This window comes from Dinoroseobacter shibae DFL 12 = DSM 16493 (assembly GCF_000018145.1).
Taxonomy (GTDB): Bacteria; Pseudomonadota; Alphaproteobacteria; order Rhodobacterales; family Rhodobacteraceae; genus Dinoroseobacter; species Dinoroseobacter shibae.
In genome coordinates, this window is the sequence record NC_009952.1 from 593,593 (window position 1) to 615,000 (window position 21,408).

Annotated in this window: 23 protein-coding genes; 9 read left to right on the forward strand and 14 right to left on the reverse strand. The window is 62.9% G+C overall.

Going from position 1 to position 21,408, the window contains the following annotated elements:
• The first annotated feature begins 77 nt into the window (after nt 1-77).
• Nucleotides 78-1,751 carry an NAD+ synthase gene (locus DSHI_RS03055; RefSeq protein WP_012177279.1) on the forward strand — a complete coding sequence of 558 codons (1,674 nt, stop codon included), beginning with the start codon at nt 78-80 and terminating at the stop codon, nt 1,749-1,751.
• Between the two features lie 183 nt (nt 1,752-1,934).
• Here the strand turns inward: DSHI_RS03055 and DSHI_RS03060 are convergent, their stop codons facing one another.
• The 7 genes from DSHI_RS03060 to DSHI_RS03090 form a co-directional block, all read right to left on the reverse strand.
• Nucleotides 1,935-2,336 (reverse strand): metallopeptidase family protein, encoded by a 402-nt coding sequence (locus DSHI_RS03060; RefSeq protein ID WP_012177280.1) that lies wholly within the window; start codon nt 2,334-2,336, stop codon nt 1,935-1,937.
• Between the two features lie 543 nt (nt 2,337-2,879).
• Nucleotides 2,880-3,311 (reverse strand): acyl-CoA thioesterase, encoded by a 432-nt coding sequence (locus tag DSHI_RS03065; protein ID WP_012177281.1) that lies wholly within the window; start codon nt 3,309-3,311, stop codon nt 2,880-2,882.
• Between the two features lie 35 nt (nt 3,312-3,346).
• On the reverse strand, nt 3,347-4,207 hold the full coding sequence (locus DSHI_RS03070) for an amidohydrolase family protein (protein ID WP_012177282.1): 861 nt from the start codon (nt 4,205-4,207) through the stop codon (nt 3,347-3,349).
• A gap of 20 nt (nt 4,208-4,227) precedes the next feature.
• Nucleotides 4,228-5,514, reverse strand: coding sequence for a TRAP transporter large permease (locus DSHI_RS03075; protein WP_012177283.1), 1,287 nt, complete (start codon nt 5,512-5,514; stop codon nt 4,228-4,230).
• A gap of 25 nt (nt 5,515-5,539) precedes the next feature.
• On the reverse strand, nt 5,540-6,106 hold the full coding sequence (locus DSHI_RS03080) for a TRAP transporter small permease subunit (protein ID WP_012177284.1): 567 nt from the start codon (nt 6,104-6,106) through the stop codon (nt 5,540-5,542).
• A 64-nt stretch (nt 6,107-6,170) separates the two neighbouring features.
• Nucleotides 6,171-7,253 carry a TRAP transporter substrate-binding protein gene (locus DSHI_RS03085; RefSeq protein ID WP_012177285.1) on the reverse strand — a complete coding sequence of 361 codons (1,083 nt, stop codon included), beginning with the start codon at nt 7,251-7,253 and terminating at the stop codon, nt 6,171-6,173.
• A 97-nt stretch (nt 7,254-7,350) separates the two neighbouring features.
• Nucleotides 7,351-8,121 (reverse strand): hypothetical protein, encoded by a 771-nt coding sequence (locus tag DSHI_RS03090; RefSeq protein WP_012177286.1) that lies wholly within the window; start codon nt 8,119-8,121, stop codon nt 7,351-7,353.
• A gap of 129 nt (nt 8,122-8,250) precedes the next feature.
• Here DSHI_RS03090 and pdxR point away from each other — a divergent pair, with 129 nt between their 5' ends.
• Nucleotides 8,251-9,795 carry a MocR-like pyridoxine biosynthesis transcription factor PdxR gene (pdxR, locus tag DSHI_RS03095; RefSeq protein ID WP_012177287.1) on the forward strand — a complete coding sequence of 515 codons (1,545 nt, stop codon included), beginning with the start codon at nt 8,251-8,253 and terminating at the stop codon, nt 9,793-9,795.
• Here pdxR and DSHI_RS21630 read toward each other — a convergent pair.
• The 3 genes from DSHI_RS21630 to DSHI_RS03105 all read right to left on the reverse strand — a co-directional run bounded on the left by DSHI_RS21630 (nt 9,719) and on the right by DSHI_RS03105 (nt 12,509).
• A complete protein-coding gene (locus DSHI_RS21630; protein ID WP_012177288.1) occupies nt 9,719-10,501 on the reverse strand; it encodes a putative hydro-lyase in 783 nt (260 codons plus the stop codon). The two genes, pdxR and DSHI_RS21630, sit on opposite strands and share 77 nt — an antisense overlap.
• Nucleotides 10,494-11,054 carry an NIPSNAP family protein gene (locus DSHI_RS22535; RefSeq protein ID WP_203426306.1) on the reverse strand — a complete coding sequence of 187 codons (561 nt, stop codon included), beginning with the start codon at nt 11,052-11,054 and terminating at the stop codon, nt 10,494-10,496. Before DSHI_RS22535 ends, DSHI_RS21630 begins: the two co-directional genes overlap by 8 nt.
• A 537-nt stretch (nt 11,055-11,591) precedes the next feature.
• Nucleotides 11,592-12,509: an MBL fold metallo-hydrolase gene (locus DSHI_RS03105; RefSeq protein WP_012177290.1), complete on the reverse strand. Its 918-nt coding sequence runs from the start codon at nt 12,507-12,509 to the stop codon at nt 11,592-11,594.
• A gap of 182 nt (nt 12,510-12,691) precedes the next feature.
• On the opposite strand from DSHI_RS03105, the gene DSHI_RS03110 reads away from it, so the two are divergent.
• Together DSHI_RS03110 and DSHI_RS03115 are read left to right on the forward strand one after the other, a co-directional pair.
• Nucleotides 12,692-13,579, forward strand: coding sequence for an SPFH domain-containing protein (locus DSHI_RS03110; RefSeq protein WP_012177291.1), 888 nt, complete (start codon nt 12,692-12,694; stop codon nt 13,577-13,579).
• Complete coding sequence (locus DSHI_RS03115; protein ID WP_012177292.1) at nt 13,579-13,860, forward strand: NfeD family protein; 282 nt, start codon at nt 13,579-13,581, stop codon at nt 13,858-13,860. Before DSHI_RS03110 ends, DSHI_RS03115 begins: the two co-directional genes overlap by 1 nt.
• Nucleotides 13,861-13,881: 21 nt before the next feature.
• On the opposite strand, the gene pyrF is transcribed toward DSHI_RS03115, so the two are convergent.
• Entirely contained in the window at nt 13,882-14,580 is a 699-nt protein-coding gene (pyrF, locus tag DSHI_RS03120; RefSeq protein ID WP_012177293.1) for an orotidine-5'-phosphate decarboxylase, read from the reverse strand.
• A gap of 111 nt (nt 14,581-14,691) precedes the next feature.
• Here pyrF and DSHI_RS03125 point away from each other — a divergent pair, with 111 nt between their 5' ends.
• The 5 genes from DSHI_RS03125 to DSHI_RS03145 all read left to right on the forward strand — a co-directional run bounded on the left by DSHI_RS03125 (nt 14,692) and on the right by DSHI_RS03145 (nt 19,271).
• Complete coding sequence (locus DSHI_RS03125) at nt 14,692-15,105, forward strand: hypothetical protein (protein ID WP_012177294.1); 414 nt, start codon at nt 14,692-14,694, stop codon at nt 15,103-15,105.
• Nucleotides 15,098-15,298: a hypothetical protein gene (locus DSHI_RS03130; protein ID WP_044027610.1), complete on the forward strand. Its 201-nt coding sequence runs from the start codon at nt 15,098-15,100 to the stop codon at nt 15,296-15,298. The genes DSHI_RS03125 and DSHI_RS03130 overlap by 8 nt, the downstream gene beginning before the upstream one ends.
• Before the next feature lie 179 nt (nt 15,299-15,477).
• On the forward strand, nt 15,478-18,093 hold the full coding sequence (clpB, locus tag DSHI_RS03135) for an ATP-dependent chaperone ClpB (protein ID WP_012177295.1): 2,616 nt from the start codon (nt 15,478-15,480) through the stop codon (nt 18,091-18,093).
• Between the two features lie 110 nt (nt 18,094-18,203).
• On the forward strand, nt 18,204-18,728 hold the full coding sequence (locus DSHI_RS03140; RefSeq protein ID WP_044028293.1) for a hypothetical protein: 525 nt from the start codon (nt 18,204-18,206) through the stop codon (nt 18,726-18,728).
• Between the two features lie 201 nt (nt 18,729-18,929).
• Nucleotides 18,930-19,271, forward strand: a complete 342-nt coding sequence (locus DSHI_RS03145; protein WP_050757807.1) for a thermonuclease family protein — start codon at nt 18,930-18,932, stop codon at nt 19,269-19,271.
• Here DSHI_RS03145 and DSHI_RS03150 read toward each other — a convergent pair.
• The 3 genes from DSHI_RS03150 to DSHI_RS03160 all read right to left on the reverse strand — a co-directional run bounded on the left by DSHI_RS03150 (nt 19,268) and on the right by DSHI_RS03160 (nt 21,233).
• On the reverse strand, nt 19,268-20,020 hold the full coding sequence (locus DSHI_RS03150) for an SDR family NAD(P)-dependent oxidoreductase (RefSeq protein WP_012177298.1): 753 nt from the start codon (nt 20,018-20,020) through the stop codon (nt 19,268-19,270). The genes DSHI_RS03145 and DSHI_RS03150 overlap by 4 nt on opposite strands.
• Nucleotides 20,021-20,179: 159 nt before the next feature.
• Complete coding sequence (locus tag DSHI_RS03155) at nt 20,180-20,668, reverse strand: fasciclin domain-containing protein (RefSeq protein ID WP_012177299.1); 489 nt, start codon at nt 20,666-20,668, stop codon at nt 20,180-20,182.
• 73 nt (nt 20,669-20,741) lie between these two features.
• The gene (locus DSHI_RS03160) at nt 20,742-21,233 is read right to left on the reverse strand and encodes a fasciclin domain-containing protein (RefSeq protein WP_012177300.1); all 492 of its coding nucleotides are present in this window, start codon (nt 21,231-21,233) and stop codon (nt 20,742-20,744) included.
• Between the last annotated feature and the right edge of the window lie 175 nt (nt 21,234-21,408).

Below are 21,408 nucleotides of genomic sequence, written 5' to 3' on the forward strand. Positions count from 1 at the left end.
TTCGCCTCCCCTTTCCCGCAGCGTGAGACCTGCTAAAACCGAGGGCAGAAGCCGCTCCGACATACGAGGCCCCGTTGATGTCCGACACGTTCCGCCTGACCCTTGGGCAGTTGAACCCGACCCTTGGGGCGCTGAGCGAGAACGCTCAGAAGGCCCTGCGAGCCTGGCAGGAGGGCAAGTTGGCCGGCGCGCAGTTCGTGGCGCTGCCGGAGATGTTCCTGACCGGCTACCAGACACAGGACCTCGTCATGCGCCCGGCCTTCGCCGCGGACGCCGAACGGGTGTTGCAGGGGCTGGCCCGGGATTGCGCGGACGGGCCTGCGCTGGGCATCGGGTGCCCGCTGGTTCAAGGCGGCAAGCTCTACAACAGCTACGCCATCCTCGAGGGCGGCGCGGTCAAGGCGCGGGTGCTTAAGCATCACCTGCCCAATAGCGACGTGTTCGACGAAGAACGCCTGTTCACCGCTGGACCCGTCAGCGGGCCGTACCGGATCGGCCCTCTGCGCATCGGAACGCCGATTTGCGAGGACGCGTGGTATCCGGACGTGGCCGAAACCCTGGCCGAATCCGCAGCCGAGATCCTGTTCGTGCCCAACGGCTCCCCCTATCACCGGGGCAAGCACGACACGCGCCTGAACCTGATGGTGGCGCGCGTGATCGAGACCGGTCTGCCGCTGATCTACCTCAACATGGTCGGCGGGCAGGACGACCAGATGTTCGATGGCGCCAGCTTTGCCCTGAACACCCACGGGGCGTTGGCGATGCAACTGCCCGCGATGGAAGAGGTGATCGCCCATCTCGACCTGACCCAAACGGCGGAGGGCTGGCGGATCGAGGACGCGCGCAAGGACCCGCTCCCCGACGAGTGGGAGGCGGACTACCGTGTCATGGTGGAATCCCTGCGCGATTACCTGCGCAAATCGGGGTTCGGCAAGGTGCTCCTGGGGCTCTCCGGCGGAATCGACAGTGCGATCGTCGCGGCGATCGCGGCGGATGCGATCGGTCCGCAAAACGTGCGCTGTGTCATGCTGCCGTCGGAATACACCTCGCAGGAGTCGCTGGAAGATGCCGAGGCCGTAGCCCGCAACCTCGGCTGCCGGATCGACACCCTGCCGATCACTGGTCCGCGGGCGGCCGTGACCGAAGTGCTGGCCCCGTTTTTCAATGGAACACCGTCGGGGATTGCCGAGGAAAATGTGCAATCGCGGTTGCGCGGCGTGCTTTTGATGGCGCTGAGCAACAAGTTCGGCGAGATGCTGCTGACCACGGGCAACAAGTCCGAGGTCGCCGTGGGGTATGCCACGATTTATGGTGATATGGCAGGGGGTTACAACCCGATCAAGGATCTCTACAAGACCCGGGTGTTCGAGACGTGCCGCTGGCGCAACGAGACCCACCGCCCCTGGATGTTGGGGCCGGAGGGGGAGCTGATACCAGATCGTGTGATCGAAAAGCCCCCCTCGGCGGAGTTGCGCGCGGACCAGAAGGACGAGGACAGCCTGCCGCCCTACGGCGTGCTGGACGCGATCCTCGAAGGGCTGATCGACCGGGAGGCATCGGTGGCCGAACTGGTCGCCGACGGGTTCGACCTGGACACCGTCAAGAAGATCGAGCATCTGATTTTCATCAGCGAATACAAGAGGTTCCAGTCTGCCCCCGGGGCGCGTCTGACCAAGCGGGCGTTCTGGCTCGACCGGCGCTATCCCATCGTGAACCGCTGGCGCGACACCTCGGCGACCCGCAACCACTGAGGCCCCGCGCGGGGCCGGAGAGGCCCGCCGGAAGGCCGCCCGACCCCGGTCGGCCCCGTGTCGGATAGCTGTCTGCCATGTGTCGGGCAAGTGTCGGGCACCTTCGCACGGTCGCAACGGGCCGGACGCAACGGGCGCCCGGTCCCGGCCCTGCCTGGCGGCCCGGAGCCACGCGCGCCGGGGCTACTCCCACCAGCGGTCGATGGCGGCGATGTCGTCGTCGGACCAGCCGAAATGATGGGCGAACTCGTGCACAGTGACATGGGCCACGAGGTCGCGCAGGCTGACCCCGTCCCGCTCCCGCCATTCGGCGAGGATCGGCTCGCGAAAGAGCCAGACCGTGTCGGGCTGCATCGGCTGATCGAAACTCGACTTCTCGGTGAGCGGAATGCCCTCATAGAGCCCCGTCAGGTCCAGCGGATCGTCGATGCCGAGATCGTCCAGCATCCAGTCCTGCGGCCAGTCCTCGACGACGATGGCCACCTCCGCCGCCAGGGCTGCGAAGGGCGCGGGAAACTCGGCCACGGTCGCGCGCGCCATGGTGAGGAAGGCCTCAAGACCGGGAGAAAGCTGGGACGCGGACATGGGCCTTCTATGGCAGGCCGGTGGGGGAGGGGGAAGGGGGGAGGGGGTGGGCCGGACCTGCGGTTGACCACCGCTTCACGGTGCTGCGCTGCGGCCCCTCGAAGGAAACGTTCGCTGCGCGTGCTCGGTATGTGCGGTGTTGGATGTCTGAACTGCGGACAAAGTGACACTTCGCTGAGGCCGCGCAAGAGACCGCTTTGGTGCGTGTTGCGGACCTTCGACTTGGATTGCACACGGATTGCTCAGCTCCAGCAGCTACAACCTCGGTTGGCCGGAACAGTCTGTCCAATCCTCCAGGGGACATATTCGATGCCATCAATAGTCAGGTTTTCAGCCATGCTCGGCAACCTAGCACTCTACAGGCAGTCCGAACGAACAGGGTTTTGGGCGGGTCCACTCAAATCAAGTTTGCTCCCAACAGAAAGAACTATGATTTGGAATTTTACTCGGCGCGCTTTTTCAGATCTACATGAAGACAACGCCCGCATGGTTGTCGCAGTAACCAAGCCAAAGGCAAATTAACACTCTCAGCCAAGCTCGTACTCACGTAGGGATATCGCGCGGCTTTCCATCCTCGTCCAGCGCCACGAAAACGAAATCCGCACTGGTGACCTTTACCGAAGCATTGCTGAAACGAGGTCTGGCCCAGACATCCACGTGTATGCGCATCGACGTGCGCCCCATACGAACGAGGCTCGCATAGATAGTGACTTCGTCGCCCACATTGACAGGACGCGAGAATTGCATGGCTTCAACTGCGACCGTCGCCCCACGACCCTGCGATACGCGCCCCGCCATGTTTCCGGCGGCCAGGTCCATCTGCGACATCAACCAGCCACCGAAAATGTCGCCAGCCGGGTTTGTGTCGGCCGGCATGGCGACTGTGCGGATCACCAGGACTCCATCATCCTGTTGCCTACCATGTTTGACGCGCTTCTGTGCGCGATCAAGGTTGCTTTCTTCTTCCACTTGCAAGGATAAAAGCCCTCGATGTTAATCGCGGAACGCGATCAAAACCCATAAAGTGTCGCAGGATTATCCACCAGAATGCGTTGTTTCTGATCTTGAGATGTGACGTAGGCGTCCAACGCATCAACTAATGACCCATCGTCGGGCATGAAATCCAGCATGGCAGGATGCGGCCAATCGGTGCCCCACACCATATGTTCGGAATTGTCGGAAATCAGCGCTTGGGCAAAAGGCACGACGTCTTCGAATCGTGGCCTTTGCGATGACATTCGGTAGTTTCCCGAAAGTTTGACCCAAGTGTTCCCACGGACCACCAACCGGCGCAGCGCACGAAATCCCGGTTGGTCGAGGCCGTCGTGGGTCTGCATATGACCCATGTGGTCGATCACGACAGGCACTGGCAGATTGGCGAGCCGCGCTTCGAGATCGGCTAAGGTCGGCCCATCGATCAGGAGCTGGAAGTGCCAGTCGAGATCGGCGATGCGACGGGCCAATGGTTCTAGATCGTCCAGGCCGATCCCCCCGGAAAAGAGCATGTTGATCCGAGCGCCACGAATCCCGGCGGCGTTCATCGCCTGAAGGTCCCGCATCGAAACATCGGCGTCAACGACGGCGATGCCGCGGCATCCGGGACCATAGCCCGCGATAGCTTCAAGCGTCACGCTGTTGTCCGTGCCATAAACTGACGGCTGGACGATTACGGCGCGCTCAATCCCGAGGCGTGCATGCAGGGCTTTGTATTGCGCTAATGTTGCGGGTGGCGGTGTGTAGGACCGGTTGGCGACAAATGGATGGTCGGCTTCGGGCACGATGACGTGGGAATGGCAATCCGTGGCACCTGGGGGGAGAGGTCGTTTCGGTGGCGAGGGATCTTGGAGATGGGCGAGACAAGCTTGCGTCATGGGTCAGGCCTTTTATGGGATTAGTAGACTTGGTTCGGCAGCCAGGTGGCCAAATCGGGGAAGGTCAGTAAGAAGCCGATCAATGCGAGCATGGCAATTAGGAAGGGCAGCGCGCCGTAGCTCACGTCGTTGAACTTGCCGCCACGAGTTCGTGTGCCGTGGACCACGTAGAGATTGAGCCCGATAGGTGGCGTAATCAGCGCAGCCTCCATCAAAACGGTGATCATGATCCCAAACCAGACTGGGTCAAATCCCATATGCGCCACGATGGGAAAGACCACCGGGATCGTCGTGAGCATCATGGACAGCGTTTCCATGAACATGCCCAGAAGGAGGTAGAACACGATGATGACCATCATCGTCTGCATCGGCGTCCAACCAAGCGCGTCGATCCCGTCGATGATCGCTTGCGTAACGCCCATGAATCCGAGAACGAAGTTCAGGAAGACTGCCGCGAGGATGATTATCATCACCATTGCAGTCGAGCACATTGTGCTCTCGAACGCTTCGATCAGCATGCGCACACTGAGCGCCCTGAACCAGGCCGCAATACCGATGGCGCAGACGACGCCAATGGAGGCCGCCTCGGTCGGCGTTGCGAGACCGGTATAGATCGACCCTACCACCACGGCAAACAAAACAAGAGGCGGCAGGAGATCTGGCAACGCCTCAAGCCTGTCGCGCCAACTCGTCTCGACCGGTGATCCCCCCCACCCGGGCCGCATAAAACAGGCAAAGATAACAACCAGCATGAAAAACAAGGCCAGCATCGCTCCTGGGATGACGCCAGCGAGGTACAGTTCCGGTACGGAGGTATCGGTCAGGAGACCATAAAGGATCAGCGCGATCGAAGGCGGGATCAGGATGCCGAGGGTGCCCCCGGCGGCAAGGGTTCCCAGAAACAGCGGCTCATTGTATTGCCGCTTCTCGATTTCGGGATAGGCGACCGTGCCAACTGTGGCCACGGTGGCCACACTGGAACCGGATGTTGCGGCGAACACCGCGCACGAACCAACATTGGCGTGCATCAGCCCGCCAGGAAGCCAGCTAAGCCATTTGGCGACCGCAGTGTACATCCGCGTGGCTATCCCGGCACGCAGGATAATTTCCCCCAGCAGGATGAACATCGGAACCGCGACCAGAATGTATTCGATGCTCTGCTCCCAGATGAAATCGCCCATCATCAGGGCGCGGCGCCCGTTCGTAAAGACCTCATCCAGCGCAAGACCGAGGATGCCAAGAACGGCGGCAATCGGAACGGCGGCAACGACGAGGCCAACGAGAATGATCAAGATAAGTGTTTGCATGGCTGTGTCCTCCCCAAAGCGCCCGTTAGACGTGGGTCTCTTCTTCGATTTCCTGATCGAGGCTTTTCACCCCCGCGAGGGCGCCGATGCCCTGCCAGTCGGCTTTGGCCAGACACCAGAGGCATCGCAAACTGAGAAACGCTAAGCACAGCAGCATGAAGGCGAGGCCGGCGAACCAGAAGCTTTGCGGGAGCCAGAGCGGCGTCGCAAGCGGTGTCTGTGCTGTGTAATTGAACGTCCAGCTTTCCTCGACCACGCTCCAGGCGCTGCGGGCCAGCAGGAAGATGTAAAGGGTCAGAAGGCCGAGCGCGAGTAGATCGAGCAAGGCCCGTGCCTTCGTGTTCAGCGCGACATAGGCCACGTCTATCCGGATGTTAGAGCGTGTCAGCATCGCATAGGCATAGGCCCAAGTGGTCGAGGCGGCGAAGATATAGCCGGTGATCTCGTCTGAGCCGCGCATTGTCACACCAAAGACCTTGCGCGAAATCACATCCATCGTGACCATGAAAGCGGCGGCACACATGGCGGCTCCGCCGATGATCGCTGCCCCTCGCGCGGTGCCTTCCAGTCCGGATTGAATACGGTCGAGCATGGCGTTCCTCCCTAATGCCAATCGGAACCGCGGCGAGGTGTTCCCGCCGCGGTCCTGTCTCTGATTACGAGCCGTCTGTGGGTGCGGTGATGCCGATCAGCTTGCCGACTGTGGCGTTCCACTCAGCTGCGCACGCGCTTCCGCACCGTTCGGCCCATCGGGGGACAACCGTTTCAGCCGCGATCTTCTTCAGAAGAGCCTGATCTTCGGCATCAGGCTCGATCGGTGTCATGTTGCCGGGCTGACCGCGATCGCAGGGGCCTTGTGCGTTGCAGTCCATACCCGCCTGGTCAAGTGTCTGCTCGAACTCCCAAATCTCGTCCTCGAATTTTTTAGCCTCGGTGAGAATGAGGTTCTGGGTGTCCGCGTTCATGCTCTCCCAGGTGTCGAGATTGATCGCCGTGAAGGTCGCGGCAAAGCCAAGGCGAACGCGTACGTTGTGCGTAACCACTTGCGACCACTTGCCGTTATAGGCAGGCATCGTGCCAGTCACGCCACAGTCGGCGACGCCCTTCTCCAGTGCTGGCACCACCTCCGCCAGTGCCAGCGTGATCGACGAGGCGCCCAGGCCTTCTACGAAGTCGCCCTGAGTCCGGCTGTAGGTGCGGATCTTTTTTCCCGCGAGGTCGGCCAGAGAGACATTGGTGATCGACCGGTCGCCGAGATTGCACCAGAGCTGCTGGGTCGGAAACGGATAGATGTTGACGATCTGCGCGTTGTATTTCTCGCGCACTTCGCGCTCAATGATCGGGCGATAGGCCTCGACCGCCTGGCGATACGTGTCCCAGTCTTGAATGATGCCCGACAGGTCGATGCCTTCCAGCGCAGGGCTGGCCTGGCTGGAATAACTGGTCAGCGCATGCACCACATCATAGGCGCCCTTACGAACGCCGGCCATGACCTCGTAACCCTTCAGGCCCAGCTCGGTATAGGGTTTGGCGTTCGCGGTGATCTTGCCGCCGGAGGCCTCGGGGATCACTTCGGTCCAGAAGCGTTCTTCGAACACCTTCCAGTTCTCAAGGAAGCCCCAGGTGCCCACCACTTCGAGTTTCATTTCCTGGATGTTGCCATGCCCGTCCGCAAACGCTGGTGCAGTGGTCAGGCACGTTGCCGCACAGACGGCCGCGAGTGTGTGTTTCAGTTTCATTGTCTTCTCCCTAATCGATGATTGAAGTGTGAAATCAATCTGGCCTCTCAACGAGGGCCAGAATCAACAATTTAAGCCCGCCAGAATGCATTTTAGCTTATGGCTTCCACGTCGTGCGGGTGTAGAAAGGCCGATCCGCGAGGCCGATAAGCGCCTCCGAGCGGTCAAACATCTCCGCCAACTCAGGAATTTCGACCCGGACCGTCACGTTGTTCACTCGGTCGATGCCTTTGGATCCGCTCAACACAACGTCTGTAAGTTGATCGTAGCGGTAGATCCGTTTCACTGTCGGATCCAACGGGGTTGAAAGGACACTCTCCCCAACCTTTCGCGAGGGCACGCCGCCTGCATAGTCAAAGGAAATTTCAAGCATTCCGCCGCCTTGTTCGACCTGCCAGACGTGGCGGCCAGAAAGCGGTTCCGTGCCAGTGCCGCGCAGACTGACGTCATGACGGATGGTTGATTGCACAGCCGTCTTATAGGGGTCCGCCCCCTCGCCCGGGCTATATAAACGTGCGATAAAGGTCGATTTTTCCCCAGTTGCGGCATCTTTGCCCGGAACTATAAGCGCCATCATCCGGTAAGCGCCGCCATTCTTCGGGTCTCCTTCTGCGTTTTGGTGCAGCATCCGGTCAATGAACATCATCACCAGATTAGTACCTGCGAACGACCCACTTCCGTAGGGTGCGGAAACATGTGTGTCTGGCAACCAAGCCGCCAGTGCATCCTCATTGACCGTGAATGCCGCCAGCGTCCGTGTGTCGGCGATGGTGCTATCGAACGTTTCTGCAGTGGCCGGAACAGATGCGAAGGTCGAAAGTCCTAGGGCTACGGCGGCCCCTTTAAGTGCTGACATGAAAGATTCCATAAATTCTCCCCTGAGTTGCGCGACAAAGGCGTCGCGAGACGATTGAAGGGAGAGAGAAATTATGGACTGGCGAAAATTTCCAAAATGTGGGCATCTATAGTAGCCAGAATAAAATCGATGGAGGCGATCATGGCACGAAAGACATCGGGAGCGCTTTTGCCGGGTCTGGACTTGGACCCGAGCGCAGATACACCACTGGCCACGCAACTCTACGACTCTCTGCGCTACCACATCTCGGAAGGCACACTTGCTGCAGGGGTGCGCATGCCCTCGACGCGCACGCTTTCCACAGAGCTTGGGATGTCGCGCACGACCGTGGCTGGCGCCTATGACCAGCTCAAATCTGAGGGCTATCTCACGTCAGAGGAGAAGTCGGGGACGTTCGTTGCGGATCTCCTACCGGAGAAACTGGCCTGGTCAACGCAGCTTCACTATGCGCGTCCCGACGATCTGCGCCAGCTTGAGCCTGATCTGGCGGCGCGATTTGACGACAACCTGCCCAAACAGCGCGAACGCACGAGTCGCACGCTCCCGTTTAACCCCGGCATTCCGGCTGTGTTCGAGTTTCCGTCGCAGACGTGGATCCGGATCATGCGCCCCATTCTGAGCCAATTGGCGCCGAATGGGATCGCGCGTTGCCCGGCGGAAGGGTCAATCGAGCTGCGTGAGGAGGTTTCGAGGTATTTGTCTGGAAGCAGGGGTGTGACCTGCTCACCCGAACAGGTGCTGATCATTTCCGGAACACGTCAAGCCCTCACGCTCATCATGATGGCGCTTGCCAACCAGGGTGATACCGGCTGGGTCGAGGATCCCGGCTACCCGGGCATCTCACGGGTTTACGACCTTTTTCGTGTTGGAACGGTGCCAGTTCCCGTCGATGCACATGGGCTTGTCGTCGAGGAGGCCATTGAGCGCGCGCCACACTCGAAATTCGCGTATGTCACTCCGGCACGTCAGGCACCCCTTGGACACACAATGTCGATTCGGCGGCGCATCGAGCTCCTGAACTGGGCTTATGCCTCAGAGGCGTTCATCCTAGAGGACGACTATGACGGCGAGTATCGGTTCGGAGGTCACCCGGCCCCATCGCTTCAGAGCCTCGACCCTGAAGGGCGGGTGTTTTATTTCGGCACTTTTTCAAAGACCGTTCTCCCGTCCCTGGGACTTGGTTACCTCGTGGTGCCCACTCGATATGTCGATGTCTTCAGGAACCTGTTGGACGCGATCACCCGTCCGCCCAGCCTGGCCACCCAACTCACCATGGCAGAGTTCATGGCCAGCGGACTATTCGAAGCGCATATCCGCAAGATGCGCACACTATATCTGAGCCGCCAAAATGCGCTGAGCGCCGTGTTGCGCAAGTCGATGCCCGACCTGTTGGAGAGCAAGATATTGAACGCCGGGCTACATCTGATCGGCTATTTGCCCAAGGGCTACGACGATGCAAAGGTTGCGCGCCGGGCCAAGGATCTGGGGCTTCTTCCGCGTCCGCTGTCTGATTACGTACACAAGGAGCGACTCCCGCCCGGACTGCTGATCGGTTTTTCCAACATCAAGGAAGAGGCGATGGCGCGTACTGTCCGTGTCCTGCGTCGCGCTATTGAAGATTGCCAGCCCGAAACGGGTCATGCTCCGGCAAGTCGGTCACCAACATATGCCCGGGGCGGTGGGTGATGCATAGTGACAGTTCCGCCTCTTCCAGCGCAGCCTGAGGCGTGACCCCGCAAGCCCAAAACACAGGCACACCGCCATCCCGCGTTTCCGAGGTGTCTCCCCAATCGGGCTGATCCAAATCCTCGATGCCAAGCACCTTTGGATCGCCTGAATGAATTGGAGCGCCACGTGCCCAGGGGAACTGCGCGCTGATATCGTGCGCTTTGGCGACCTTCGCGGCCGGGATAGGACGCATGCTGACCACCAATGGGCCCGCGAACGGACCGGCAGAGCGGGTTTCACGGTTTGTTTGGTACATTGGGACCGTTGTGTTGGTTGCGATGTTGCGAACAGGGATTCCGGCCCGCAAGAGCGCATGCTCGAAGGTAAATGAGAAACCAAGCGCGAAGGTCACCAGGTCGTCGCTCCAGTCGTTCAAGAGGTCTGGAACAGTTCGTGACAGCACGCCATTCTCGTAGATGTTGTATGCCGGTACATCGCGCCGGACATCAAGACCGGTACCAAGCTCTGTCCAGTCTGTCTGTCCTGGGGTCGTGAGTAAGATCAACGGGCAAGGCCGCGGATTAAGAGCGCAATATTCGCCAAAGGCTTGCGCGTGCGAGGCTGGCAAAACGACTAGATTGACTTGTAGGCAACCTGGCGCCAGCCCGGCCGTATGGCCTTGATGCTGCCCACTGCGGATTTCGGCGGGCACGGAGCTATGCATCGGATTCACTGAGATAATCCGGGCAAAAGGATGCCGGTTTCAAAATCTCGTTGTTTTGCGCGATCTGCAAAGGTTGGACCTTCGCAAGATAGGACAACCAACGCTGATCCGCACCTAGTCGCGCACGGCGCGCGTCCCGATCGGCGAGGTCACGATACGCCCAGAGGTGCACAATCTGGTGAAGTGTACCGATCTCGGTTGAAAAATATCCAACAAGCCGACCGAGAATAGGCTGCTGAATTGCAAACCCCTCCTTCTCGTATTGTTGAAGGTACTCGGGCACCTTACCAGTCTTCAAAGTATATCTGCGCTGTTCTACTATCATATGCCACCTCCGAGCCCAGCCTAATCCGCCAAATAGCGTGATGAGTAGCGCGATGAGGTTCTGGTAGAGAAGAGCGGTGTTTTCTGGCTTGGTCGGGAAAACAAACAGTTTCTCGAAGGGAGAAACCGAAGTCCCGAAAACCAGCAGCAAGGCGTACTTACTAATGGCGGCCCGAAATCGTGTGATCGGAGCATGAACACTGCCTGCACACACTTCCTTGCAGGCCACTCAAACTATGCTTCGATCGCTTTCATACATCACGGGACATACCCTCCAAGCTCTCTGAATGGCGGCTTTGTCTGCTTTGCAGGCATCGGCACAACCTGCAGCATTCGGTGGTTTGGGCTCCAAGCCGGCCTCGGATGCAGCGCGGCATCTGAGGGCCTGACCGCCTCCGCCAAGGGCGCACACGGCCCTTAGCCGAGATACGTAACGCATGCGGCGAATGTTGGACCTCCCCCCTTGTCACGCAACCGTGCGAGGGCGGGATTTGGCGGCGGGCGGTTTGTCGGGGTTGGGGGCTTGTCACGTAAGTCCGCGATGGCACGAGTTTACGCCGTTAACTACGTTCAGGATCACAAGGCGGGAACACCCGGTGCTTCAGGCCTCCATCCTCCGTGGTTCGCATTTTCTGTGCGGAGACACCCGGAGACAGCGATCCAGCCCGTGCGTGCGGGGATGTGAGCGCGGTGGAGTGTCACCACTCACGAGGCCGGGGATAGCTCTGCTCGCGCGGATCGCGCGGGCAGAGCGCTTTGTTTCGGATCAGAGCAGCAGCTGGTAGCTGTGCGGCACGTAGCGGAAGCCGTCGCCGCGGGTTTCCACGAAGCCGATGCCGGGGAAGGGCATGTGGTAGCCGATCATCGGGATACGCTCGTCGGCGATCTGCCCCAGAACGGCCCGGCGGGCGTCGGCGGCGGCGGCCTTGTCCATGTCGAACCGCACTTCCCAATCCGGGCGCTCCAGCGACCAGATGGGGTGGTTCGCGAGATCCGCGATCAGCATGATGGCCTGACCCTCGCTCTCGATGCGGTAGGTCATGTGGCCCGGCGTGTGCCCGAAGGCCGCGAGGGCGGTGATGCCGCTGGCCGGGCTGCCACCGTCCTCGAGGAAGGTGAAGCGGTCGTTCAGCGGTGCCACGTTGGTGTCGAACCGCTCGTTGCCGGCGCTGGACCAGTGGTTGTGCTCGGCCGCGCCGGTGACATAGCGGGCATTGGCGAATGTCGGATCGTCACCGGACATCAGCCCGCCGATATGGTCGCCATGCATATGCGTCAGCACCACCACGTCCACCTGGTCCGGCGTGTAGCCTGCGGCGCCGAGGGCCGAGGTGATACCCTCGGGGTTCAGGCCGGTGTCGAACAGGACCAGTTCGCTGCCGGTGTTCACCACCGTGGGGGTGAAGAAGAACTGCGCGCGGTCCGCGGGGATGAAGTTCTCGGCGCTGACGGCGGCGAATTCTTCGGGCGGCACGTTCATGCCGAAGATGGTCTGGATCTCGTCGCGCACGGCCGATCCGGCCAGCAGGGTTGTCACCTCGAACGCGCCCAGCGGGACGCGGTTGTGCGTGGGCGTGGTGGCGCCTTTCATCTCGGGGGTTGCGAGGCTGGGCCCGGCTGCGGCGGCGGCGAGGGGGAATGCCGCGCTCGCGGCGAGGGCCTGGCGGCGGGTGAAGGTGGTCATCTGTGTCCTCCTTGAGTGATACCGGGAAGCTAGGACGCGCGCTTGGGCGGACCAGCCTGCCAATCGCGGATTTGGGTGACCGGGGCGGGTGTCGCTAACGTGTCGTTTACCCGCGGCGCCTTAGTGCTATCGTGCTGGGGGAACGGGCGCGGTTGCGCAGCGTGTTCGAAGGAGACGAATTCATGGAAGACGTGCTGTTGACCCTGTTGGGGGACAACCTGGTGATTGTCCTGCTGGCGGGGGTGATCCTGCTGAGCCTGTTTCTGGGCATCCGCATCGTGCCGCAGTCGGAAAAACACGTGGTGGAGCGGTTCGGCCGGTTGCGGTCGGTGCTGGGCCCGGGGATCAACTTCATCATCCCGTTTCTGGACCGGGTGGCGCACAAGGTGTCGATCCTGGAGCGGCAGTTGCCCACGGCGAGCCAGGACGCGATCACCAGCGACAACGTGCTGGTGCAGGTGGAGACCAGCGTCTTCTATCGCATCCTGGAGCCGGAGCGCACGGTCTATCGGATCCGCGACGTGGACGCGGCCATCGCGACCACCGTGGCCGGGATCGTGCGGGCGGAGATCGGCAAGATGGAACTGGACGAGGTGCAATCCAACCGCAGCCAGCTGATCCAGCAGATCAAGGTGCTGGTCGAGGATGCGGTGGACGATTGGGGGATCGAGGTGACGCGGGCCGAGATCCTCGATGTCAATCTCGACCAGGCGACCCGGGATGCGATGTTGCAGCAGCTCAACGCGGAGCGCGCGCGCCGGGCCGCGGTGACCGAGGCCGAAGGGCAGAAACGAGCGGTGGAGTTGGCGGCCGACGCGGAGCTTTACGCGGCGGAGCAGGAGGCAAAGGCCCGTCGCGTTCTGGCCGATGCCGAAGCCTATGCCACCAGCGCAGTGGCCCGGGCGATTCAGGATAACGGTCTGGAGGCGGCGCAATACCAGGTCGCCCTCAAGCAGGTGGAGGCCCTGACCACCGTGGGCGGCAGCGCGGGCAGCCAGACGATTCTCGTTCCGGCCGACGCTGTTGCGGCCTTCGGGGATGCGTTCAAGATGCTCCGGGGGCGCGGCTGATGCTGACCCAGGCCTGGGTCTGGCTGGTCGCGGCCCTGGTGCTCGCCGCGCTGGAGATCGTGGTGCCGGCTTACGTGTTTCTCGGGTTCGCCATCGGGGCGGCGGCAACCGGCGGGCTGATCTGGGTTCTGGGGCCGGAGGCCGGGCTGACGCAGTCGGTGCCGCTGTTGCTGCTGGCCTTCGCGGTGCTGTCGCTGGTGGCCTGGCTTGCCCTGCGGCAGGTGCTGGGCGTGCGCCAGGGGCAGGTCAAGACCTTTGACCGGGACATCAACGACGACTGAGCCTTGCCGGGGCAGGCTGCCTCAGCGGGGCAGCGCGTCGCGGATGGCGCGGGCGGCCGCGGCGGGATCGGGCGCTTGCCAGATCGGGCGCCCGACCACGATGTGATCGGCGCCGTCCGAGATCGCCTGCGCCGGGGTTGCGACCCGCTTCTGATCGCCAAGGGCGGCCCCCGCGGGGCGCACCCCGGGCGTCACGATGAGCCGCCCGGTCGCTTCGGGCAGGGCGCGGATCATGGCGGCCTCCTGCGGGGAGGCGATCACGCCGTCCGCGCCCGCCGCGAAGGCGCGCCCGGCCCGCTCGGCCACCAGGTCGGGGAGCGTCCCCGCCTTGATCAGGCCCGCATCGAGATCCTGCCGGTCGAGCGAGGTCAGCACCGTCACCGCGAGGATCTTCATGTTCGAGCCTGACGCCCCCTCCTTGGCGGCCCGAACCACATGGGGATCGCCGTGCACGGTCAGGAAATCGAGGTCGAACTGTGCCAGTCCGCGCACCGCCGCCTCGACCGTGGCGCCGATATCGAAGAGCTTCATGTCCAGGAAGATGCGTTTGCCGTGATCGGTCTTCAGCTCGTTGGCCAGGGCCAGCCCGCCGCCGGTCAGCATCCCCAGTCCGATCTTGTAGAAACCGACCGCATCCCCAAGCGTCGCGGCCAGGTCAAGCCCGGCCAGCGCATTCGGCACATCCAGCGCCACGATCAATCGATCATCCGAGGTCGGCATGCGAGGTCTCCGTCATCTGTCCCGGCACGTCCCTGCCAGAGCGTCGGATCACCCGCAAGCGGAACCAGTGTCCGGCCCATGCGTTCATCGTAAAACGAAGAGGGTATATCCATGATCTCAGAGAAAATTGCCGAAATTTCACCCCGTGCGCCCGAAACGAGATGCGCGGAGGCTTTCACGCTTGGAACCATTCTGGCCTGCTTGCTGGTGACGGCGGGGCATGCCGATGACCACGGCGACATCTTGCCGGAGGATGGTGCCGCGGGCGTGGAGCAGCGCTTGTCGGGTGCGGGGACCAATCCTGACGGTGTTGTCGACGAAAAGCAGGAGGGGCTGTTCAACCAGACCGATACCGACGACTTCATCGACAACTCCGCCGCGACCGACACCACTTCGCCGCTTCTGGAAACGCCGGAGGCCGGACCGGACCCGGCCACATCTGCGCGCGATCTGGAGCCCCCGGTGGAGAACGAGGATTTCGAGGCCATCGACCGGGCGTTGCAGCCGGAGAACCAGGATGGATAACGCCCGACGGGAAACATCGGTGCAGGAGCGCAAACGCCGGGCCGCGCGGCCGTGGCTCTTCGCGCTCATTCCACTGGGGTTCGTCGCCTTCGTGGGGATTTTGATCTGGCTCGGTCGACCCACGGGCGGTCCGACCGAAATGCCGGATCCCGCGATCGTGGATCCCGAGGTTCTGCTTGAGACGGACGAATAATCCCCTTGGCGTGGCGCGGTGCAGGGCCTCGCGTCGGACCCGATCCAGACGGTCGATATTCTGCCCTGTTGCTCTTGCGCAACGGCGAGAAGGCTCCCATCTTTCCTGTTGAGGCTTGCAAGAGATGTGCCGCCAGGCGGGCATCTCGGCAGACAAGCGCTTGGATAAAGGAGAGACCGATGAACATGGAAAAGTTCACGGAACGGTCGCGCGGGTTCCTTCAGGCTGCGCAGACAATCGCGATGCGGGAAAACCACCAGCGCATGGTGCCCGAGCATCTGTTGAAGGCCCTTCTGGATGACGAGGAAGGCTTGGCCGCCAACCTGATCGCCCGTGCGGGCGGCGACGCGGCCCGCGTGCGCGAGGCGCTTGCCGCGGCCCTCGACAAGCTGCCCAAGGTGTCCGGCGACGGCGCCCAGACCTATCTCGATCAACAGACCGCGAAGGTTCTGGACGAGGCCGAAAAGCTCGCGACCAAGGCCGGGGACAGTTTCGTGCCCGTCGAACGCATCCTGACCGCGCTTGCCGTGACCAAGTCCGGTGCCAAGACCGCCCTGGAAGCGGGCGGCGTCTCGGCGCAGGCGCTGAATGGCGCGATCAACGATATCCGCAAGGGGCGCACGGCCGACACCGCGTCGGCGGAATCGGGGTATGACGCGCTCAAGAAATTCGCGCGCGACCTGACCGAGGCCGCCGCGGACGGCAAGATCGATCCGATCATCGGGCGCGACGAGGAAATTCGGCGCGCGATGCAGGTCCTCAGCCGCCGGACCAAGAACAACCCTGTCCTGATCGGCGAGCCGGGCGTCGGCAAGACCGCCATCGCCGAGGGCCTCGCCCTGCGGATCATCAATGGCGATGTGCCGGAGTCCCTGCGCAACAAGAAGCTGATGGCGCTGGACATGGGCTCGCTCATCGCGGGCGCGAAATACCGTGGCGAGTTCGAGGAGCGGTTGAAATCCGTCCTGTCCGAAGTGACGGCGGCGGCGGGCGAGATCATCCTGTTCATCGACGAGATGCACACGCTCGTGGGCGCGGGCAAGGCGGATGGGGCGATGGACGCCTCCAACCTGCTGAAACCGGCGCTGGCGCGGGGCGAGTTGCACTGCGTGGGGGCGACGACGCTCGACGAGTATCGCAAATACGTGGAAAAGGACGCGGCGCTTGCCCGCCGGTTCCAGCCGGTCATGGTGCAGGAGCCCACGGTCGAGGATACCGTGTCGATCCTGCGCGGCATCAAGGAGAAATACGAGTTGCACCACGGTGTGCGGATCTCGGACTCGGCCCTGGTGGCGGCGGCGACGCTGAGCCATCGTTATATCACCGACCGGTTCCTGCCGGACAAGGCGATCGACCTCGTGGACGAGGCCGCGAGCCGGTTGCGCATGGAGGTGGACAGCAAGCCCGAGGAGCTCGACGCGCTCGACCGCGAGATCCTGCAAAAGCAGATCGAGGCGGAGGCCTTGCGCCTGGAGGATGACGCGGCCTCGCGCGAGCGGCTGGCCAGCCTTGAAAAGGACCTGTCGGACCTGCAGCAGCGCAGCGCCGAGATGACCGCCCAGTGGCAGTCCGAGCGCGACAAGTTGGCCTCGGCTCGCGACCTGAAGGAACATCTCGACAAGGCGCGCGCCGAGTTGGAGATCGCCAAGCGGGAGGGCAACCTCGCCCGCGCGGGGGAGTTGTCCTATGGCGTCATTCCGGGGCTGGAGAAGCAGCTGGCCGAAGCCGAGAGCGGCGAGGGCGACGTGATGGTCGAAGAGGCCGTGCGTCCCGAGCAGATCGCGAGCGTTGTCGAACGCTGGACCGGTATTCCGACCTCCAAGATGCTGGAGGGGGAGCGCGAGAAGCTCTTGCGCATGGAAGAGGAGATCGGGCGCCGGGTGATCGGGCAGAAGACCGCCGTGAATGCCGTGGCCAATGCGGTGCGCCGGGCGCGCGCGGGGCTGAACGACGAGAACCGGCCCTTGGGCTCGTTCCTCTTTCTCGGGCCGACCGGGGTCGGCAAGACCGAGCTGACCAAGGCCGTCGCCGAGTTCCTGTTCGACGACGACAGCGCCATGGTGCGGATCGACATGTCCGAATTCATGGAGAAACACGCGGTCGCGCGTCTGATCGGGGCCCCTCCGGGGTATGTCGGGTATGACGAGGGCGGGGTGCTGACCGAAGCGGTGCGGCGCCGGCCCTACCAGGTCGTGCTGTTCGATGAGGTCGAGAAGGCCCACCCGGACGTGTTCAACGTGCTCCTGCAGGTGCTCGACGACGGTGTGCTGACCGACGGGCAGGGGCGCACGGTGGACTTCAAGCAGACGCTGATCGTGCTGACCTCGAACCTCGGGGCGCAGGCGCTCAGCCAATTGCCCGATGGCGCGGACGCCAGTGCGGCCAAGCGGGACGTGATGGACGCGGTGCGCGCCCATTTCCGGCCCGAGTTCCTGAACCGGCTGGACGAGACGATCATCTTCGACCGCCTGGTGCGGGACGACATGGACGCGATTGTGGATATCCAGCTCGCCCGGCTGCAGAAGCGCCTGGATGCGCGCAAGCTGACCCTGGCGCTGGACGATGCGGCGCGCAGCTGGCTTGCGGATGAAGGCTATGACCCTGTGTTCGGGGCCCGGCCCCTCAAGCGCGTGATCCAGCGGGCGCTGCAGGACCAGTTGGCCGAGATGATCCTGGCCGGGGACGTGACCGACGGCGAGACCATTCCGGTCAGCGCCGGGCCGGACGGGCTGCTGGTCGGCGACAGGGTGTCGACCTCCCGCAGGGTTCCGCCGCAGGACGCCGTCGTCCACTGAGGCCAGCCCACCGAAGGGCCCCGTGCGCGCGGGGCCCTTTCGCGTTGCAATCGGCACATGCACGCGTCTCTATGCGGTCAGGGAAAGCTATCCACACCATGGAGGACCGCATGAAAGTCACCACACTCACCCTCGCCGCGACCTTCGCCGCGCTGACGGGTTTCGCCAGCGCCGACACCGATGTGCTGCCCGCGCCGGGCACCACCTTCACCCCTTACGGAAGCGTCGAGGGCTGGAACATCTTCGTGAACGACGCGCGCAAGACCTGCATGATCGAGAAGGTCGATGCAGAGGAAACCGTGGTCCAGATGGGGCTCACGGCGGATCGCGGCTTTGGCTATCTCGGGGTGTTCACGAAGCGGGATATCGGTCTCGATGAAGGCGACGAACCGGTCGCGGTGCTGATCGGCGAGAACGTCTACATGGGCTCGGCTCGGCGGATCACCGGGGGGCTGCGCGATGGCTACACCGGCGGGTACATCATTTCCGACGATCCGCAATTCGTCGAAGACGTGCAGCAGCAATATTCGATGATGGTGCTGCCGGAGACCGATTTCGCCTTCGTGGTGAACCTCGCGGGCACCAAGAAGGCGATCGAGGCCGCGCGGGCCTGCAACGCCGCCCAGCTGAACTGACACGGGTTTGCCGCGCATGCCGGGGCGCGCTTCGGCGCGCCCTTTTTCGTTGCTCCCGCAGGGTCGTGTCCCACGTGGGTTGGTGACGGTCCTTCGCCCTGTCGGCGGTCGGGTTTTTCCGGACCCCGCGCGGTCGTAACGTTTTGCTGACGAAGATCGTGCAGCCTGCACAGGCAGGGCGCAGATCCGAGGAGACGTTGCATGACCCCACTGGTTGCTTTCGTGTTGTTGCTGGCCGCCCCCCGCGGCGATGTTTACGTGGCCGATGCCAGGACCATTGTGATGTCCGGAACCGCGGTGCGCCTCGAAGGCATTGCCGTCCCCCCCGCGCAGAGTGAGCAGGGCGCGGCCGCAGCCGAGATGCTCCGCAGGCTCGTTGCCGACAAGCTGGTGACCTGCCGGATGGAGGGGGCGGCGATCGGGGGCTTCACGACAGGGGCATGTCGCGCGGATGGCGAAGATCTCGCCATGGCCCTGGTCGCGTCGGGACATGCAAGGGAGTGTTCGGGGTCGGGCGCGCCCCCGGACTGTCGTGCGCGCTAGCCCCGCAGTGCCGGGAGGCCGATTCCCGTCGCCTCGAACCCGCCATCGGCCGCAAGGACCTGTCCGGTGATGAAGCTGGCCCTCTCGGAGCACAGGAAGAGGATCGCCTCTGCGATCTCCTGCTCGGAGCCGTAGCGGTTCAGGGGGATGGCGTCGTGATAGGCGTCGATGATCTCTTGCGAGTGGACCGCCATCGCCAGCTTGGTGCGCACCGGGCCGGGGCAGACGCAATTGGCGCGGATGCCGTGCTCGCCCAGTTCCACGGCCTGTTGCAGGGTCAACTGGATCACGGCGGCCTTCGACGTGCCATAGGCGACGCGCAGGGTGGAGGCCCGCAGCCCCGAGATCGAGGCGATGTTCACGACCGCGCCTTTCGTGGCCTTCAGGGCAGGGGTGGCGGCCTGGACACAGAGAAACGGACCGTCGAGGTTGGTCTCCATCACCGTTTTCCAGCGTGCGAAGCTGGTCTCTTCGATCGGGCCGAAATCCGCGACCCCGGCGTTGTTCACAAGGGCGTCGATCTGGCCGAACTCTCGCAGGGTTTCCGCGATCATCCCCTCCACCGCCTCCGGGTCCGACACGTCGCAATCGATGCCATGGACCCCGTCCAGACCTTGCAAGGCTTCCGCCAGCGCGGGGCCATCCCGGTCGATCATGGCGACCTTCCAGCCACGTTCCAGCAAGAGTTTCGTGGTTGCGAGGCCGATGCCGCGCGCCGCGCCGGTCACCACAGCGGTTTTGGATGTCATCTCGAAGTCCTGGATGTTGGGTGTGTATTGCGCCGAACCTGCGGCAAGCGGTTTCGACAGGCAAGGGCGCGGGAATACGAAAACCCCTCCTCCACGGGTGTGGAGGAGGGGTCTGCGGCGCGGTTTGATGCGCCGCCGGGACTATGGTGCCCTAGAGGATCAGGGCAGCAGAACCTTGTCGATCACGTGGATCACGCCGTTGGAGGCGGTGATGTCCGCCGTGGTCACGGTGGCATCGTTGACCATGACGCCATCGGTGCCGTCCACCTTGACGGTGCCGCCCTGCACGGTCGCGACGTCGAGCGTGGCCCCTGCGAGCTGATCCGAGGTCACCGCGCCGGGAATGACGTGGTAGGTCAGGATGGCGACCAGCTGGTCACGGTTCTCGGGCTCGAGCAGGCTCTCGACGGTGCCCGCGGGCAGCGCAGCGAATGCGTCGTTCGTGGGGGCGAAGACCGTGAAAGGTCCGTCGCCCTTGAGCGTGTCGACGAGGCCCGCGGCACTCACGGCGGCCACGAGGGTCGAGAAATCGGCGTTCGAGGACGCGATGTCGACGATGTCATTGCCACCGGCCATGGGATCACAGGCAGCGACGAGGCCGACCAGCCCGAAGGCGGCGGCGGTTTTGAGTGCGAAGCGACGGTTCATTGTAGTCTCACTTTTCTTGGTCTTGTGGGTCAGGGCGGGACGGCCCTCGCGGGCCGCCCCAGTGTCTCACCCATTACATAGAGGGCAGGATCACCGCGTCGATAACGTGGATGACGCCGTTGGACGCCTCGATGTCGGCGGTCACGACATTCGCGCCGTTCACGGTCACGCCGCCTTCGGTCATGATCTTGACGTCGCCGCCCTGCACGGTTGCTGCGGACATGTCATTGGACAGATCGCCCGACATGACCTTGGCGGGGATGACGTGGTAGGTCAGGATCGCGACCAGCTGGTCCTTGTTCTCGGGCTTCAGCAGGTCTTCGACCGTGCCTTCGGGCAGGGCTGCGAAGGCGTCGTCGGTCGGCGCGAACACCGTGAACGGGCCTTCGGACTTCAGCGTGTCGACGAGACCTGCGGCCTGAACGGCTGCAACGAGCGTGCCGAAGCTGCCAGCCTCGATCGCGATGTCGACGATGTCTTTGGCGTTGTCATCATCGCTCATCGCGAATGCCGAGCCGGCCATCATCATAGCGGCGGAGGCCGCGAGGAAAGTTCTGCGGATCATGTCTGTTTCTCCAAGAAAGCAAACCCACCCCCATGGCAGGCTTGTCGTTCCGAACCGGCTATCTAGGTGCGTTTTCGACGGGGGCTTTCCGCCGATCGGCTTGACGAAAAGACGCGGCCGCCTAAGCCGCATCTCGATCTTGTCGCCACACACAAATCTGTGACCGGATGTGAAA

Excerpts from the sequence above, each read along its gene's own strand:
- DSHI_RS03055 (WP_012177279.1), top strand. The coding sequence starts at position 78 with ATGTCCGACACGTTCCGCCTGACCCTTGGGCAGTTGAACCCGACCCTT.
- DSHI_RS03060 (WP_012177280.1), bottom strand. The coding sequence starts at position 2,336 with ATGTCCGCGTCCCAGCTTTCTCCCGGTCTTGAGGCCTTCCTCACCATG.
- DSHI_RS03070 (WP_012177282.1), bottom strand. The coding sequence starts at position 4,207 with ATGACGCAAGCTTGTCTCGCCCATCTCCAAGATCCCTCGCCACCGAAA.
- DSHI_RS03075 (WP_012177283.1), bottom strand. The coding sequence starts at position 5,514 with ATGCAAACACTTATCTTGATCATTCTCGTTGGCCTCGTCGTTGCCGCC.
- DSHI_RS03080 (WP_012177284.1), bottom strand. The coding sequence starts at position 6,106 with ATGCTCGACCGTATTCAATCCGGACTGGAAGGCACCGCGCGAGGGGCA.
- DSHI_RS03085 (WP_012177285.1), bottom strand. The coding sequence starts at position 7,253 with ATGAAACTGAAACACACACTCGCGGCCGTCTGTGCGGCAACGTGCCTG.
- DSHI_RS03090 (WP_012177286.1), bottom strand. The coding sequence starts at position 8,121 with ATGGAATCTTTCATGTCAGCACTTAAAGGGGCCGCCGTAGCCCTAGGA.
- pdxR (WP_012177287.1), top strand. The coding sequence starts at position 8,251 with ATGGCACGAAAGACATCGGGAGCGCTTTTGCCGGGTCTGGACTTGGAC.
- DSHI_RS21630 (WP_012177288.1), bottom strand. The coding sequence starts at position 10,501 with ATGCATAGCTCCGTGCCCGCCGAAATCCGCAGTGGGCAGCATCAAGGC.
- DSHI_RS03105 (WP_012177290.1), bottom strand. The coding sequence starts at position 12,509 with ATGACCACCTTCACCCGCCGCCAGGCCCTCGCCGCGAGCGCGGCATTC.
- DSHI_RS03110 (WP_012177291.1), top strand. The coding sequence starts at position 12,692 with ATGGAAGACGTGCTGTTGACCCTGTTGGGGGACAACCTGGTGATTGTC.
- DSHI_RS03115 (WP_012177292.1), top strand. The coding sequence starts at position 13,579 with ATGCTGACCCAGGCCTGGGTCTGGCTGGTCGCGGCCCTGGTGCTCGCC.
- pyrF (WP_012177293.1), bottom strand. The coding sequence starts at position 14,580 with ATGCCGACCTCGGATGATCGATTGATCGTGGCGCTGGATGTGCCGAAT.
- DSHI_RS03125 (WP_012177294.1), top strand. The coding sequence starts at position 14,692 with ATGATCTCAGAGAAAATTGCCGAAATTTCACCCCGTGCGCCCGAAACG.
- DSHI_RS03130 (WP_044027610.1), top strand. The coding sequence starts at position 15,098 with ATGGATAACGCCCGACGGGAAACATCGGTGCAGGAGCGCAAACGCCGG.
- clpB (WP_012177295.1), top strand. The coding sequence starts at position 15,478 with ATGAACATGGAAAAGTTCACGGAACGGTCGCGCGGGTTCCTTCAGGCT.
- DSHI_RS03140 (WP_044028293.1), top strand. The coding sequence starts at position 18,204 with ATGAAAGTCACCACACTCACCCTCGCCGCGACCTTCGCCGCGCTGACG.
- DSHI_RS03145 (WP_050757807.1), top strand. The coding sequence starts at position 18,930 with ATGACCCCACTGGTTGCTTTCGTGTTGTTGCTGGCCGCCCCCCGCGGC.
- DSHI_RS03150 (WP_012177298.1), bottom strand. The coding sequence starts at position 20,020 with ATGACATCCAAAACCGCTGTGGTGACCGGCGCGGCGCGCGGCATCGGC.
- DSHI_RS03155 (WP_012177299.1), bottom strand. The coding sequence starts at position 20,668 with ATGAACCGTCGCTTCGCACTCAAAACCGCCGCCGCCTTCGGGCTGGTC.
- DSHI_RS03160 (WP_012177300.1), bottom strand. The coding sequence starts at position 21,233 with ATGATCCGCAGAACTTTCCTCGCGGCCTCCGCCGCTATGATGATGGCC.